Raw genomic sequence first — 14472 nt, forward strand, 5'->3', positions numbered from 1 at the left:
GCTACCGCCCGGCGGAGCCGGCTCGATCACGGAGCCGCTCATGTCAGGACCTCCTTGATCCGGGCGGGCACCAGCCGGCCCAGCGGCGAGACGATCGGGACGAGGATCGGCGCGAGCAGGTAGCCGTAGGCCAGCACGACACCGGTGATCACCGGGATGAACACGAAGCCGACGACCAGCAGGACCGCGGCGGCGATCAGCCCGTAGGGCCGGCCGCTCTTGGGGCTGACCAGGGACCGGAACGAGCGGAACCGGATCCGGCTGATCATCAGCAGCGCAGGGACGGCGACGATCAGCAGCACCCACAGCCGGTCGCGGCCCTGCATCTGGTCCCCGAACGCGAACACCGAGGCCAGGACGACGCCCGCGGCGCCGGGGCTCGGCATGCCGATGAAGTACCGCTTGTCGGCGGTCGGGTCGATGGTGGTGTTGAAGCGGGCGAGCCGGATCGCGGCGCAGGCGACCCAGAGGCCGCAGGCGATCCAGCCCAGCGGGTCGAAGGCGTCGTCCCCCTCCGAGAACAGGGTGAACGCGAGCAGCGCCGGAGCCATGCCGAACGAAACCAGGTCGGCCAGGGAGTCGAACTGCAGGCCGAACGGCGTCACCGCGCCGACCAGCCGGGCGACCGCGCCGTCGGTGATGTCGAAGACGACCGAGAGCCCGACCAGGATGGCGGCGAAGGTGTACTGGCCGCGGATCGACACCAGGATGGCGAGGAAGCCGCACATCATGTTGGCCAGCGTGAACAGGCTGGGCAGCGTGGCCAGGGCGCGGCGCCGGGCGCGCCGGCCGGAGCCGCGGACGAACTCGACGGTGGCCGTGCGCCGGGTCGGAGGCATCGGCGGGCGTCCCCTCAGCGGGTTCCGGGCCAGCGGGCGATGACGGTCTCGCCGCCGCGCACGCGCTGCCCCTTCCGCACGGTGACCGTGCACTCCGGGGGCACGAAGACGTCCATGCGGGACCCGAACTTCATCAGGCCCATGCGCTCACCGGTCGCCAGTTTCTGCCCGACGCCGGTGCGGGTGACGATGCGGCGGGCGAGCACGCCGACGATCTGGCGGAACACCACGGTGCGGTCGCCGTCGCGCAGCCAGATCTCGCTGCGCTCGTTGCGGTGCGCGGACTCCTTGCGGTAGGCGGCCAGGAAGCTGCCCCTGCGGTAGGAGCTCTCCACGACCTCGCCGTGGTACGGCGAGCGGTTCACGTGCACGTCGACCACCGAGAGGAAGACGCTGATCTGCTGCCAGTCGCCCTCGGGCGCCACGCCCTCCTGCGGCTCGCCCGCGACCATGACCATGCCGTCGGCGGGGGAGAGGACGTCGTCCGGCGGCGGCGGCGCGGCGTCGCAGGGGCGGTCCGGATCGCGGAAGAACAGCGCCATGTAGGCCGACAGCAGCACGAAAGGCCAGGCCAGCAGCCGGAACCGGCGCCGGCCCGCGACCGCCAGGACGGCGGCGGGGGCGAGGGGCCCGGTGATGAAGGGCCACCCGGCCCGGTCGATGCGCATCGTGAGCAAACGGTACCGTCAGGGCCCAGGACCGCACCGCCGGACGACCGGGTCGGGCGCTGGCCGGCGTCGGGCTCGAACGCGTGCTCAGGCGCCGCCGGGCCGCCGGGCGGCGGAGGCGAGGTCGCGGTCCGCGCCGTACTCGCTGTCCCGCCGCCGGGGCGGGCCGCCGTACCAGTCCAGGCAGACCATGGTCGCGTCGTCGCGCAGGTCGCCGCCGGTCGCGTGCAGGACGGCGTCGCCCAACGCGTGGACCACCTCCCGCGGATGCAGATCGGCGGTGTCGGCCAGCGCCCGGGCGACATCCAACGAGGCGGCATTGCGCTCCTGCATGCCGTCGGTGAGGAAGACGATCCGGTCGCCCGGCTCGAGGGCGAGCCGCTGCAGGGCGTACCCCCGGCCGGACACCACCCCGAACGGCGGCTCGACGTCCAGACGGATCTCCTCCACCCCGCCGGCGCGGAGCCGGAGCGGAGCGGGGTGGCCGGCGTTGAGGATGACGGCCGTGCCGGTGCGCAGGTCGATCCGGGCCAGCTGGCCCGTGACGAACTGCTCGGCCGAGGCGTGCTGGAGCAGGGCGTCGTTGGCGTACCGGGCCTGCTCGTCGAGGTCCAGGCCCCTGCGCCGAGCGTTGCGCAGGGCACCCACGAACAGTGTGGCCAGCAGGGCGGCGGGAACCTGGTGGCCGACCGCGTCGGTGATCGACACCTGCAGCGAATGGCGGTCCAGCGCGTAGTCGAAGGTGTCACCCCCGACCGCGGCGGCCGGTTCCAGCCATCCGGCGAGGGTGAACTGCCCGGCCTCGCAGGTGTAGGAGCTGGGCAGCAGCCGGCGCTGGATCTCCGCGGCGAGCGAGAAGGGCGTCGTCCGCTGGCCCCACTCGAACACGTCCGTGTGGCGGCGCGCCGCGATCACCACGTAGGCCAGCGCATGAGCGGCGGCGGAGACGTCGGCCACCACCTCCGGTCCGGCGGGGCGCGGCAGGTCCAGCTCGATGAGCCCGATCGCGTCCCCGCGGTCGGTGACCGGCACGATCAGCCGAGCCCCGTCGCCGAGGGACTGCACGTCCATCTGCTGCGTCCGGAGCACCCGCTCGTAGCGGCTGCCCGCGAGCGAGACGGTCTCGGCGTGCTCCTCGGACCGGCTGCGGGAACCCTCGAGGGCCGGGCCGGTGGAGGTCAGCCGGACCACGGAGCGGCCGCTGAAGTCGGCGATCAGGAACGTGACGCGACGAGCCTCGACCCAGTCGGCCAGGGCGTCCGCGACCTGCTCGACGGCTTCGATCGGTGCGGCCGCCTCGACCCGCTCGAGGAACTGGCCGACGTCGAACGACGGAGCGCCGGAGGCATGCATGGCGCGACCCTAGGCGGACGGACCGTGCCCGAACGGGTCCCTGGCCCTGGCTGGAGCGGCCTCGCCGGAGACGGCGCTGCCGGGCGGCCCCGTGCGGGCGGCCCGGCAGCGGTCGCGGAGCAACTCGGTCAGGCCGCGGCCTTGGTCTCCCAGAAGATCTTGTCGATCTCGGCGATGTAGTCGAGCAGCTTCTGGCCCTCGGCGGGGTCCATGCTGCCCTTGCCACCGGCGGCGCCCGCCTGCTTGGTGGCCTTGTTGAACAGCTCGTGCAGCTGCGGGTACTTCTCGAAGTGCGGCGGCTTGAAGTAGTCGGTCCACAGCACCCACAGGTGGTGCTTCACGAGGTCGGCGCGCTGCTCCTTGATGAGCACGGCCCGCTGCCGGAAGACCGGGTCCTCGTTGTCCTGGTACTTCTGCTGGATCGCCTTGACGGACTCCGCCTCGATGCGGGCCTGGGCCGGGTCGTACACGCCGCAGGGGAGGTCGCAGTGCGCGGTGGCCTCGACGGCGGAGAACATGCGGGTGAAACGCATGGATGTGCCTCCGGATGTCGTGTTTTCGGGTCGTCTGCGACCCTACTCGCGGTGATCGGGAGCGACAGCGGGAGCGGAGTGACCCCGCTCGCCACGACATGGGTGCTGGCCCGGGTCACCGGCCCGTCGATGTCCCCGACCGTCCGCCACGGCGACCGGCTGCTGGTCCGCCGGCTCCGTCCGGGCACGCGGGTGGCCCCGGGCGCCGTGGTCCTGGCCCGTTTCCCCTCCCGGCCGGAGCTGCTCGTCGTCAAGCGGGTGCAGCGGGTGGAGCCCGGCGGCAGCTGGGTGGTGGGGGACAACCCGCTGGTCACCGACGACAGCCGGGCGTTCGGCGTCGCCGTGCCGGTCGGCCGGGTGGTCGGCCGGCTCTGGCCGCGCCCGGGCCGGCTGGGCGGTCCGCCGTCCGTCGGCTAGCGGGCCAGCACCCGCCGCAGGACGCCGTCGAGCACTGCGGCCGGCTCCTCGACCGCGCGCCGGGACCGCCAGGCCACGGTCCCGTCCGGGCGGACGACGACGGCGCCGTCCTCGTCCACCCCGAAGGCCTCGGCGAAGCGGCCGTCGGCGTCCACCACCGACCCGGCCGCCGCGACCGTGTGCGCCGTCAGCGGCACCCCGGATGCGGCCGCGGCCTGCTCCGCGGCCGCGCACCACCGGTCGCCCTTCGCCCCCGCGAGCAGGACGAGGTCGCGCCCGAACAGGTCCAGCACCGATCCCGTTCCGCCGTCCCGGACGACGGGGACGTGCGGCGCGCGGGTGCCCGGGCGCCCACCCGGCTCTCGCGGATCGACCAGCGGGGCGCCGTCGTCGGGCTCCTCGGCGACGATCGCCTCCGAGCGGTGCACCGGGCCCAGCTCGATCGAGGCGTCGTCCATGGGCGCCGCCAGGTCGTCGCGGGGCAGCGAGGGGTCCACCCGGAGCACGTAGCGCGTGTAGGCCTGTTCGACGATGAGGTCGCAGACCGGGCGGCGTTCGGCGTCGTAGGTGTCCAGAAGGCCGCGGCCCGCGACGCCCCGCGTGACCATGGCCAGCTTCCAGGCCAGGTTGTGCGCGTCCGCCACGCCCGTGTTGCCCCCGAAGCCACCGGTGGGCGGCATGACGTGCGCGGCGTCGCCGGCGAGGAACATCCGCCCGGCGCCGAACTGCGCGGCGTGCGCCGCGGCCGCCGTCCACCGCTGCACGTTGTCGACCTCGACGGGGACGTCGGTGCGGCCGAGGGCCTTGCGGACCAGGTCGGCGCAGCGCGCCGCGTCCAGCCCCTCGGCGACATGGGTGTCCCGGGTGCCGTCGGGCTCGACGGTCGAGAACACGGCGAGGAAGCCGGAGTCGCCGGCGAGGGAGAACCGGAAGAACCCCAGCAGTTCGGGGTGGTTCACGTAGACGACGCTGAGGTTCCGGTCGCCGATCAGGTCGCGCAGGTCGGCGCGGAAGTAGATCGTCACGCACTCGGCGAAGGACCCCCGGCCGACCAGGTCGATGCCCAGCCGGTCGCGCACGACGCTGTGCGCCCCGTCCGCCGCGACGAGGTACTCCGAGCGCACCACCTGCTCCGGCCCGCCGTCCCGGGGACGGAGAACGGACGTGACGCCGTCGTCGTCCTGCTCGACGTCGACCAGTTCGGTCGCGTAGCGCAGATCCGCGCCGAGTTCGCGGGCGCGGTCGCGCAGCAGCGGCTCCAGCCCGATCTGCGTGATGAACAGCCGCGACGTCGGGCTGAGGTGCTCGACACCCTCGTTGAAGTGCCGGAAGAAGAAGGTCATGTCCGGGCTGGCCAGGCTCGGCACCGACACGATGGCGCCGTTCTGCACGAACTCCCGGGTGGCGGCCTCCTCGACGGCCTCCTGGAGGCCGACGCTGCGGAAGATCTCCATCGTCCGCTGGTGGAACGACGCGGCGCGCGGGTGCACCGCGGTGCCGCGGTGTCGCTCCACCACGACGTGCGGCACGCCCTGGGCGGCGAGCAGCAGCGAGGTGGTCAGGCCCACGAGGCTGCCACCGACGATGGTCACGGGTACCTCGAGGGGGTTCACCACGCGTCTCCTCGGCGGAGAGGGCCCGGGCCGCCATGAGGACGGTTGTCCGCATGGCGACCGACGAGCGCGACGAGGCCACCCTGGTGCGACCGTTGCAGTGTGTCAAGAGTCACATCGGCCGAGGACGATGGCGCGGGCCACCGGGTGCGGACGGCCGTCCGCGCTCAGCTCGTGGTGCGCTGCTCGGCGTACCGGGCGAGGCACTGCTCCATGGTCGGCAGCAGGCCCTGGGCGCGCGCCTCCTCGAGGGTGGGCGCGGCGCGGTCCTTGGCTGACAGTTCCAGCTCGACGTCGTCCGGCCAGGGGAGGTCCAGCGCCGGGTCGAGCGGGGAGACGCCGAACTCCCGGTCGGGGGCGTAGCCGCTGGAGACCAGGTAGGTCACCGAGGTGCGGTCCTCCAGGGCGAGGAACGCGTGCCCCAGGCCCTCGGCGAGGTACACCGCTCGTGGCTGCTCGCTGTCGAGCACGACGGCGTCGTGGACCCCGAACGTCGGCGAGCCCACCCGCACGTCGACGACGACGTCGAGGACCCGGCCGGCCGGGCAGTACACGTACTTGGCCTGGCCGGGCGGGACGAGCGCGAAGTGCACGCCGCGCAGCACGCCGCGGGCCGAGACGCTGTGGTTGGCCTGGGCGAGGGGCAGCGCGAACCCGAGGGCGCCGGTGAGCACGTCGGCGCGGTACCACTCGGTGAACCGGCCGCGGGCGTCCCCGTGGGGCACCAGGTCGACCACATAGCTGTCGCGCACGGCGAGCTGGCGGATCTCCACGCGGGAGACCGTAGGCGAACCGCGGGGGTGGGCCCGTCGGCGGGCGGCTGACCCCGCGATTACGCTCCCCGTTCCATGGGTGACCAGCACCAGGGCGGCAACGATCCCGAGCGCTTCGCCGGCGACCCGGCGTTCGCGGTGCACGAGGGCGGCAAGCTGGCGGTACGCCCGACGCGGTCCATCGACTCGATCGCCGACCTGGCGCTGACCTACACCCCGGGGGTCGCCCGCGTCTCCAGCGCGATCGCCGCCGAGCCGGAGCTGGCGCGCCGGTTCACCTGGGCGCCGCGCGTGGTGGCGGTCGTCTCCGACGGCACCGCCGTCCTCGGTCTGGGCGACATCGGCCCGGCCGCGGCGCTGCCGGTCATGGAGGGCAAGGCCTGCCTGTTCAGCGAGTTCGGCGGGCTGTCCGCGGTGCCGGTCGTGCTCTCGACCACCGACGTCGACGGGATCGTGGCCGCGGTGGAGGCGATCGCGCCGTCCTTCGGCGGGATCAACCTCGAGGACATCAGCGCGCCGCGCTGCTTCGAGATCGAGGACCGGCTGCGGGAGTCGCTGTCCATCCCCGTCATGCACGACGACCAGCACGGGACGGCGATCGTCGTCCTGGCGGCGCTGCGCAACGCCGCGCGGGTGGTGGGCCGGGAGATCTCCGACCTGCGGGTGGTCGTCGCCGGAGCGGGGGCCGCCGGGGTGGCCTGCACGAAGATCCTGCTCGAGGCGGGGGTCGGGGACATCTCCGTGGCCGACTCCCGGGGCATCCTGCACCCCGGCCGCGAGGACCTGACGTCGATCAAGCGGTGGCTGGTCGACAACACCAACGAGGCGCGGCACGCGGGCACCATGGTCGACGCGCTGGCCGGGGCCGACGTCTACCTGGGCCTGTCGGGCGGCTCGGTGCCGGAGTCGGCGATCGCAACCATGGCGAAGGACTGCATCGTGTTCTCGCTGGCCAACCCGATCCCCGAGGTCGACCCGGACATGGCGGCCAAGTACGCGGCCGTCGTCGCCACCGGCCGCAGCGACCTGCCGAACCAGATCAACAACGTGCTGGCGTTCCCCGGGGTCTTCCGCGGGGCGATCGACGCCGGCGCCACCGCCATCACCGAGGAGATGAAGCTGGCCGCGGCCACCGCGATCGCCGACGTCGTGGGGGACGAGCTGCGGCCGGACCACATCGTGCCCAGCCCGCTCGACCGCCGGGTGGCCAGCGCCGTCGCCGAGGCGGTCGCCGCGTGCGCCCGCGCGGAGGGCGTCACCCCCTGATGCGGAGTGTGAGGGCGCAGGTTTCCTGCGCTCTCACACTCCGACGGGCGTGAGGGGCGGGCGGCCGGCGAGGACCTCGGCGACGTTGCGCACCGCCAGCCCGCACATCGCGCTGCGGGTGGCCGACGCGGCGCTGCCCAGGTGCGGGGTGAGCACCACCCGCTCCAGCGCGAGCAGCCGTGGGTCGACCTGCGGCTCGTCCTCGAAGACGTCGAGTGCCGCGCCGCCGATCCGCCCCTCCTGCAGCGCCCGGACCAGGGCGTCGGTGTCGACGATCGGGCCGCGGGCGGTGTTCACCAGCAGCGCGGTCGGCCGCATCCGCGCGAGCGCGGCGTCGTCGATCAGGTGCCGGGTCGCCTCGGTCAGCGGCACGTGCAGGGTGACGACGTCGGCCTCGGCGAGCAGCCCGTCGAGCTCCACGAACGACACCCCGGCGGCGTCCTCGTCGGACAGCGGCGTGCGGGTCGGGGTGGCCAGCAGCCGCAGGCCGAAGCCACGGGCCCGCCGGGCGACCGCCCGGCCGATCCGGCCGTAGCCGACGATGCCGAGCGTGGCGCCGGCGGAGAGGTCGAGGCCGACCATCATCCGCGGCCCCCAGACCCAGGGCTCGGCGCGGCGCAGGAAGCGGTCGCCCTCGGCGATGCGGCGGGCGGCCGCGAGCATCAGCCCGAGGGCGAGGTCGGCGGTCGCGTCGTCCAGGACGCCCGGGGTGTTGGTGACGACGACGCCGCGGTCGGCCGCCGCCGGGACGTCGATGTTGTCGTAGCCGACCGCGACATTGGCGACCACCTGCAGCTGCGGGCCGGCCGCGTCGAGGACGTCGGCGTCGATCCGCTCGGTGAGCGTGCAGACGACCGCGGTCGCGCCCGCGACGCCGCGCAGCAGCTCCTCGCGGGTCGGCGGACGCTCCTCGCCGATGACCAGCGGCAGGCCGAGCTCGGCCAGGACCGCCATCGCGTCGTCGGTCAGCAGCCGGGGGATGTAGACGGGCCCGCTCACGGCGGAGAACCGTAGCCGCTCACGGAGCGCTCCTCGGGTCGAACTCGTGCTCCGGGGGTCCTGCAGCACCCCGGGAGCACGACTTCGACCCCGGGACAGCGCGCCATGGATCCCCGAGCGGGCAGCCCATCCCCGGGGTCCTTTCTCAGTCGCCCTTGACGTTCACCAGCTGCCGCAGGGTGTGCCGGATCTCGACCAGGTCCTTCGCGTCGTCCATGACGACGTCGACCGGCTTGTACGCGGAAGGGATCTCGTCGAGGAAGACGTCGCTGTGCCGCCACTCGATGCCGGCCATGGCCGCCTCGAGCTGCTCGCGGGTGAACGTGCGCCGCGCCGCCCCGCGCGAGTAGGCCCGCCCGGCGCCGTGGGGTGCGGATTCCAGCGCCAGCGGGTTGCCCAGGCCGGTGGTCACGTAGCTCGCCGTCCCCATGGAGCCGGGGATGAGCCCGTCCTGGCCCTGTTTCGCCTGGATCGCGCCCTTGCGGGACACCCACAGGTCGACGCCGTCGTGCCGCTCCCGCTGGGTGAAGTTGTGGTGGGCGTTGATCCGCTCCAGCTCCGGCGTCGCGTCCTCCCGCATGTGCCGGGCCAGGCAGTCGGCGACCCGGTCCATCATCTCCTCGCGGTTGAGCAGCGCGAACCGCTGCGCCCACTGCAGCTCCGCGATGTAGCGGTCGAACTCCCGCGTCCCCTCGTCCAGCCAGGCCAGGTCGCGGTCGGGCAGGTCCAGCCGCTCGCGGTGCGCCCGCTCCCGCGCGATCGCGATGTGCCGCGAGGCGATCCTGTTGCCGACCCCTCGGCTGCCCGAGTGCAGGAACAGCCAGACCCGCTGCTGCTCGTCGGCGGTGACCTCGATGAAGTGGTTGCCCGACCCGAGGCTGCCCAGCTGCATCGGCCAGTTCGGGGCGACGGAGTTCACCGACTGGAGGACGCCGAGCTCCTCGCCGTACTCCTCCAGCGCGGCGACACGGGTCTTCGCCGTGTCGGTGAGCCGCTTGTTGTACCTGCCCGCCGACAGCGGCACCGCCCGCTCGATGTCACCGCGCAGCGGCGCCAGCGGGCCCCGGGCGCGCACCTCGTCGACCGACCACGGCGTGCGGACGGCGATCATGCCGCAGCCGATGTCCACCCCGACCGCCGCCGGGATGATCGCCTCCCTGGTCGGCAGCACCGAGCCGACCGTCGCGCCCTTGCCGAGGTGGGCGTCGGGCATGAGGGCGACGTGCGGGTGCACGAACGGGAGCGAGGCGGTGCGCTCGGCCTGCATCCGGGTCTGCTCGTCGAGGATGCTCGCCCAGTTCAGCAGCTTGTCGGAGAGCTGTTCCACGACTCCCGAGTCTGCGCGGACCCGCTCCGCTCCGCGACCGAGTTCCCGTAGAGCCGCTGCAGGGCCCGCTCGACGGCCGCCGTCCCCGAGGCCGCCAGGTAGCCGTCGGGCCGGATCAGGTGCACCCCACCTCCGGCTCGGTACCACCGGGCGAGCCGCCCGTCAGGGTCGGACAGCACGCCGGCGCCCGGTGGCGTGCCGGGCGGCGCCAGGCGCAGCAACCGGACGGCGCCCGGTGCCCGGTCGAGCCAGGCCCGCAGCCGGCGCTCGTCGTCCGGCCCTCCGGCCACGACAAGGGTGCACGCCGGGCCCGGAGCCGGCAGGACGCCGGGCGCGCGCAACCCCGCGCGGCCACCCGGCTCGGTCAGCGGGCCGCCCCGGTAGCCGACCGACAGCTGGGCGATCCGCCCGGCCGCCCTCGCCCGCACGCCGGGCAGGTGGGTGACCGCCGGCACCGCGGCGGACCGTGCCGCCCGCCGCCAGGACCCCGTCACCGCGCTGAGCCGCAGCAGGCGGTCGCTGAGCGCGAGCACCTGCGTGCCCACCGGCGCCCGCTCGGCCTCGTAGGAGTCCAGCAGCTGCTCGCTCGCTCCCGCGGTGAGGACGGCGGCCAGCTTCCAGCCGAGGTTGGCCGCATCGAGCAGGCCGGTGTTGAGCCCCTGACCACCGGCCGGACTGAGCAGGTGGGCGGCGTCCCCGGCGAGGAACACCCGGCCCCGCCGGTAGCTCGCGGCCGAGCGCCGGTGGGTGGCGAAGCGGGCGGTCCAGCTGGGATCCCGCAGCGCGATCGGTCCCGGGACCCGCCGCGCGACCAGCTCGGCGATCTCGGCCGGCGACGGTGGGCCGGCCGGGGCACCCGGGGCGGAGTAGACGATCACCCGCCAGCGGTCCGCCGGCAGCGGCATGAAGACGACCGCCCGGCCACCGGGGTTGAAGACGACGTGGACGTCGTCGGGCGGGCGGTCCCAGTCGACGGCGACATCGGCGAGCAGCCAGTCGTCGGCGTACCGCGACCCGGGGAACGGGATGCCGAGCAGGCGGCGCACGGTGCTGTGCGCGCCGTCGCAGCCCACCACGTACGAGGCGTCGGCCGCCTCCGGCCCGTGCGGTCCTCGGAGCGTGGCGGTCACCCCGTCCCCGAGGTCGACGAGGCCGACCAGCTCTGTCGCCCGCTCCACCACGACGCCGCGTGCGGCGAGCCGGTCGTGCAGCACCCGCTCGGTGTGGGTCTGCGGCACGTCCAGCAGGAAGGGGAAGGGCGAGTCGAGCCGGCCGAAGTCGATGCGGGTCAGCCGGCGGCGGCCGTCCCAGAGGGCGAAGCCGCTCACCCGGCGGCCCCGGGCGAGCAGCTCGTCGGCCACGCCGAGGCCGGCCAGGGTCTCCAGCGCACGGGCGTGGACGGCGACGGCGCGGCTCTCCGTCACGGCGTCCGGCCGGCGGTCGACGACACGGACCGGCACCTGCGCCTCGGCCAGCTGCGCGGCGAGCAGCAACCCGGTCGGGCCGGCGCCCACGACGAGGACGGATCGGGAATCGGTGCGCTCCATGGCGGGCGACCGTAGGAGCGGTCGGCCTCGCCCCGGGACCGTGGAACCACGGCCGGCCGACTACGGAGACCGCGGGGCGAGCCCGGTCTCGTGCGCCCAGGCCGCCAGATCGGTGCGCCGGTGCAGGCCGAGGCTCTCCAGGACGTGGCCCACGTGCGTCTCGGCCGTGCGCACCGAGACGCTCAGACGCTCGGCGATCTCGCGGTTGCTCGCCCCGGCGGCGACCAGCAGCGCGACCTCCTGCTGCCGCGGGGTGAGCCGGCCGGCGTCCCCGTCGTCGCACGGAGCGAGCGCGAAGGAGATCGCCTCCTCCGTCGTCATCGCCCTGGCCCGCGCCCGGCAGCGCTCGGCCACCGGGCCGGCCAGCCGGCGCCGCGCCGTCGTCCGGGCGCGCTCGAGCTGCCGGCCCACCGGCACCGGGAAAGCGGCGACGCCGGTGCGCTCACGGACCGCGGAGGCCGCCTCCAGCAGGACGAGGCCGCGGCGGGCGTCGGTGCGCAGGGTCAGCTCGCCGAACCCGCCGACCGCAGCGGCCGTGACGCCGGCCTGCAGCGCACCGCCCAGGGCGTCGCGCAGGTGCCGGTGGGCCGCATCGGGGTCCCCGGCCCGGAGGTCGGCCAGGCCGAGCATGGTCAGCGCCATGCCGCGCCCCCAGCCGTCCCCGATGGCCGCGGCACGGGCCCGCCCTTCCTCGAGCCGGCGCCGCCCCTCGCCGAGCCCGCCGGGGGAGAAGGCGAGCACCGTGGCCCGGTAGATGCGCGCGCGGGCGTCCAGCAGCGGCGGCAGCGGTCCCGTGGCGAGCGCGTCGTCGATGCTGCGCAGGGCGGCGTCCAGCTCGCCGGCGAAGAAGGTGGCGAGGGCCAGCACCAGCCGGGCGGCCGCGACGCCGGTCCGGTCGCCCGCGGACTCCCGGATCGCGATGGCCTCCGACACGAGCCGTCGGGCCTCCGGCCAGGGCAGCCCACCCGCCACGACCAGGGGGGCGACCGTGAGCGCGCGCGCCCGCGCAGCCGTCGGCTCCGGGGCACGCTCCAGCGCCTGCTGCAGCCGGCTGCGGCCCTCGGCGACCGACCGGACCATCCAGAAGCTCTCGAGCGCCGCGGCCAGCCGCAGCCCGCGGTCCGGGTCGTGCTCCAGGGCCCACGCCAGGGCGGCGCGGTGGTCGTCGGCCGCCCGGAGCAACTCGGCGACCCCGGCGTCGCTGCCCGTGGCCTGCCGGCGGGTGTCGACCCGTTCGGCCTCGGTGAGGTGGTGCTCGAGGTGCCGACGGCGCAGCTCGTCCGTCTCGCCGGACTCCGCCAGTCGTTCGAGCGCCAGCTCGCGCACCACCTCGAGCAACCGGTACCGCCGTCCGGTGCCCTCGGCCCGCTCGACGACCAGCAGGGAGCGGTCGTGCAAGGCGGCCAGGACCGGCGCGACGAGCTCCTCCCGCAGGGGAGGACCCCCGCAGATCCGCTGCGCCGCGGGCAGCCCGAACGGCCCGGCGAACACTCCCAGCCGCCGGAACAGCACCCGCTGCGGGACGGCAAGCAGCTCGTGGCTCCACTCGACGGTTGCCCGCATGGTGCGCTGACGGGGCGGCCGGTCGCGGACGTCGGGCGGGGGCAGCGCGAGGTGGTCGGTGAGGAGGGGCAGCAGGTCGGAGGGGGCGAACGTGCGCACCCACGGCGCCGCGAGCTCGATGGCCAGCGGCAGGGCGTCCAACCGGCGGCAGATCGCGGCCACGGCACGGACGTCGGCCGGACCGGGGTCGAAGCCCGGATCCGCGGCGCGGGCGCGATCCAGAAACAGCCGGACGGCGTCCGCCTCGGCCAGCGGGGGGACGGGGAAGAGCCGCTCGCCGCGGACGGCCAGCGGCTCGCGGCTGGTGGCGAGCACCGTCAGGCCGGGACAGTCCCGGGCCAGGGCGGCGACCAGGGTCGCGACGGGCTGGACGAGATGCTCGCAGTTGTCGAGCAGGAGCAGGACGCGCCGCTGCCCGAGCCGCTCGGCGAGCAGCGGGACGGCGTCGGCCGCGCCAGGGGTGATCGCGAGGGCGACCGCGACCGCGCCCGCGACGTCGTCGGGCGACCGCGCCCCGGACAGGTCGACCAACCACACGCCGTCGGGGAAGCGGACCGCGGCGCGGGACGAGGCCTCCAGCGCCAGCCGCGTCTTGCCCACGCCGCCCGGCCCGACGACGGTGGCGATCGTGGCCTCGTCGAGCAGCCGGCCGAGGCCCCGGACCGCATCGTCGCGGCCCACGAAGCTGTCGACCTGCCGGGGCAGTGACGCCATGGCGGTCCTCCCGTGCGGCGGCCTGGAGGCTACGCCGCGGGAGCCGCCGCGGACCGAGTTCAGCCGCTGCCGGTGATCCGCTCCACGACCGGGTCGACCGCTCCGGAGATGCCGGTGTTCAGGTACAGGAACACCAGGGTCGCGAGGGAGAACGCCGGGACGAGCACGACCTTCTCGACGGTCGCGCCGGTGCGCAGGTGGATGAGCGCGAACCGGCAGCGGTGCAGGATCCAGATCACCGGGACCGGGATCCCCTCGCGGGTCAGGAAGTCGCCCAGGATGTGCGCCAGCACGCCGACGGCGACCGCCCACGGCAGCCACAGCGGCGGCGGGCTGTGGTCGAGGAACAGCCAGGCCCCGCCCCAGGAGAGCACCAGGTTGCCGATGACGGTGTTCTCGGCCCGTCCCGGGATGACGAAGTTCAGCGCCCGCAGCGCCAGCCCGATCGCGAGGGCGAGGACGAGCAGGCTGGTCGGGAAGGTCTGCGTCGCGGCCATCGCCAGGAAGCCGAGGACGACCGGGGCGAGCAACGCGTCGTGAGTGCCCCACCGGTGCCCGCCGGACAGCTTGTTGATCAGCGCCGCGGGCAGGTCGGTGACCGGCCCCCACATGCGCGAGATCGTCGTCCGCTGCTGGTCGAGGTCGGGCAGCATCGCGAACCCGCCCGCCGCGGCGACCCAGGCGCCCTGGGCGACGGCGCCGTGGACCGGCGCCCACGGCAAGGTCGCGGCGCCGGCGGCGAGGCCGGAGAGGGCGTGGGAGTGACCGAGCACGCACTCAGGGTGCCGCTGTCGCGTCGTTCCGTGGCGAAGGCGCACCGCGGTGGCCCGTGCCGGGACCGGCCGGCGGTAGGTTCCGCT

Annotated in this window: 13 protein-coding genes; 2 read left to right on the top strand and 11 right to left on the bottom strand. The window is 74.9% G+C overall.

All coding sequences use genetic code 11. From position 1 onward, the window contains the following. Nucleotides 1-38: 38 nt before the first annotated feature. The 4 genes from pssA to sodN form a co-directional block, all read right to left on the bottom strand. Nucleotides 39-839 (bottom strand): CDP-diacylglycerol--serine O-phosphatidyltransferase, encoded by an 801-nt coding sequence (gene pssA, locus ACWIYF_RS05790; protein WP_448627163.1) that lies wholly within the window; start codon nt 837-839, stop codon nt 39-41. 14 nt (nt 840-853) lie between these two features. Beyond that, nucleotides 854-1507 (bottom strand): phosphatidylserine decarboxylase, encoded by a 654-nt coding sequence (locus ACWIYF_RS05795; RefSeq protein WP_448627164.1) that lies wholly within the window; start codon nt 1505-1507, stop codon nt 854-856. A gap of 87 nt (nt 1508-1594) precedes the next feature. Next, a complete protein-coding gene (locus tag ACWIYF_RS05800; RefSeq protein ID WP_448627165.1) occupies nt 1595-2860 on the bottom strand; it encodes a PP2C family protein-serine/threonine phosphatase in 1266 nt (421 codons plus the stop codon). Nucleotides 2861-2988: 128 nt separating this feature from the next. Then, nucleotides 2989-3393: a superoxide dismutase, Ni gene (gene sodN, locus ACWIYF_RS05805; RefSeq protein WP_448627166.1), complete on the bottom strand. Its 405-nt coding sequence runs from the start codon at nt 3391-3393 to the stop codon at nt 2989-2991. A gap of 78 nt (nt 3394-3471) precedes the next feature. Between sodN and sodX the strand changes: the two genes are divergently transcribed. Continuing rightward, a complete protein-coding gene (sodX, locus tag ACWIYF_RS05810) occupies nt 3472-3810 on the top strand; it encodes a nickel-type superoxide dismutase maturation protease (RefSeq protein ID WP_448627167.1) in 339 nt (112 codons plus the stop codon). Here the strand turns inward: sodX and ACWIYF_RS05815 are convergent. Beyond that, nucleotides 3807-5423 (bottom strand): FAD-dependent monooxygenase, encoded by a 1617-nt coding sequence (locus tag ACWIYF_RS05815; protein ID WP_448627168.1) that lies wholly within the window; start codon nt 5421-5423, stop codon nt 3807-3809. The two genes, sodX and ACWIYF_RS05815, sit on opposite strands and share 4 nt — an antisense overlap. A 167-nt stretch (nt 5424-5590) precedes the next feature. Beyond that, nucleotides 5591-6196, bottom strand: coding sequence for a dTDP-4-dehydrorhamnose 3,5-epimerase family protein (locus ACWIYF_RS05820; protein WP_448627169.1), 606 nt, complete (start codon nt 6194-6196; stop codon nt 5591-5593). Nucleotides 6197-6271: 75 nt separating this feature from the next. On the opposite strand from ACWIYF_RS05820, the gene ACWIYF_RS05825 reads away from it, so the two are divergent. Then, complete coding sequence (locus ACWIYF_RS05825) at nt 6272-7462, top strand: NAD(P)-dependent malic enzyme (protein ID WP_448627170.1); 1191 nt, start codon at nt 6272-6274, stop codon at nt 7460-7462. Between the two features lie 33 nt (nt 7463-7495). Here the strand turns inward: ACWIYF_RS05825 and ACWIYF_RS05830 are convergent, their stop codons facing one another. The 5 genes from ACWIYF_RS05830 to ACWIYF_RS05850 all read right to left on the bottom strand — a co-directional run bounded on the left by ACWIYF_RS05830 (nt 7496) and on the right by ACWIYF_RS05850 (nt 14385). Continuing rightward, the gene (locus tag ACWIYF_RS05830) at nt 7496-8461 is read right to left on the bottom strand and encodes a 2-hydroxyacid dehydrogenase (protein ID WP_448627171.1); all 966 of its coding nucleotides are present in this window, start codon (nt 8459-8461) and stop codon (nt 7496-7498) included. Between the two features lie 145 nt (nt 8462-8606). Then, on the bottom strand, nt 8607-9788 hold the full coding sequence (locus tag ACWIYF_RS05835) for an RtcB family protein (RefSeq protein WP_448627172.1): 1182 nt from the start codon (nt 9786-9788) through the stop codon (nt 8607-8609). Further along, the gene (locus ACWIYF_RS05840; protein ID WP_448627173.1) at nt 9761-11335 is read right to left on the bottom strand and encodes an FAD-dependent monooxygenase; all 1575 of its coding nucleotides are present in this window, start codon (nt 11333-11335) and stop codon (nt 9761-9763) included. The genes ACWIYF_RS05835 and ACWIYF_RS05840 overlap by 28 nt, the downstream gene beginning before the upstream one ends. Before the next feature lie 60 nt (nt 11336-11395). Then, complete coding sequence (locus ACWIYF_RS05845; protein WP_448627174.1) at nt 11396-13612, bottom strand: ATP-binding protein; 2217 nt, start codon at nt 13610-13612, stop codon at nt 11396-11398. 59 nt (nt 13613-13671) lie between these two features. Beyond that, nucleotides 13672-14385: a metal-dependent hydrolase gene (locus ACWIYF_RS05850; RefSeq protein ID WP_448627175.1), complete on the bottom strand. Its 714-nt coding sequence runs from the start codon at nt 14383-14385 to the stop codon at nt 13672-13674. Between the last annotated feature and the right edge of the window lie 87 nt (nt 14386-14472).

It is taken from the genome of Geodermatophilus sp. URMC 64, from assembly GCF_053502555.1.

Coding starts and splice junctions, on each gene's coding strand:
- ACWIYF_RS05840 (WP_448627173.1), bottom strand. CDS start 11,335: ATGGAGCGCACCGATTCCCGATCCGTCCTCGTCGTGGGCGCCGGCCCG.
- ACWIYF_RS05825 (WP_448627170.1), top strand. CDS start 6,272: ATGGGTGACCAGCACCAGGGCGGCAACGATCCCGAGCGCTTCGCCGGC.
- pssA (WP_448627163.1), bottom strand. CDS start 839: ATGCCTCCGACCCGGCGCACGGCCACCGTCGAGTTCGTCCGCGGCTCC.
- ACWIYF_RS05845 (WP_448627174.1), bottom strand. CDS start 13,612: ATGGCGTCACTGCCCCGGCAGGTCGACAGCTTCGTGGGCCGCGACGAT.
- ACWIYF_RS05800 (WP_448627165.1), bottom strand. CDS start 2,860: ATGCATGCCTCCGGCGCTCCGTCGTTCGACGTCGGCCAGTTCCTCGAG.
- ACWIYF_RS05795 (WP_448627164.1), bottom strand. CDS start 1,507: ATGCGCATCGACCGGGCCGGGTGGCCCTTCATCACCGGGCCCCTCGCC.
- sodN (WP_448627166.1), bottom strand. CDS start 3,393: ATGCGTTTCACCCGCATGTTCTCCGCCGTCGAGGCCACCGCGCACTGC.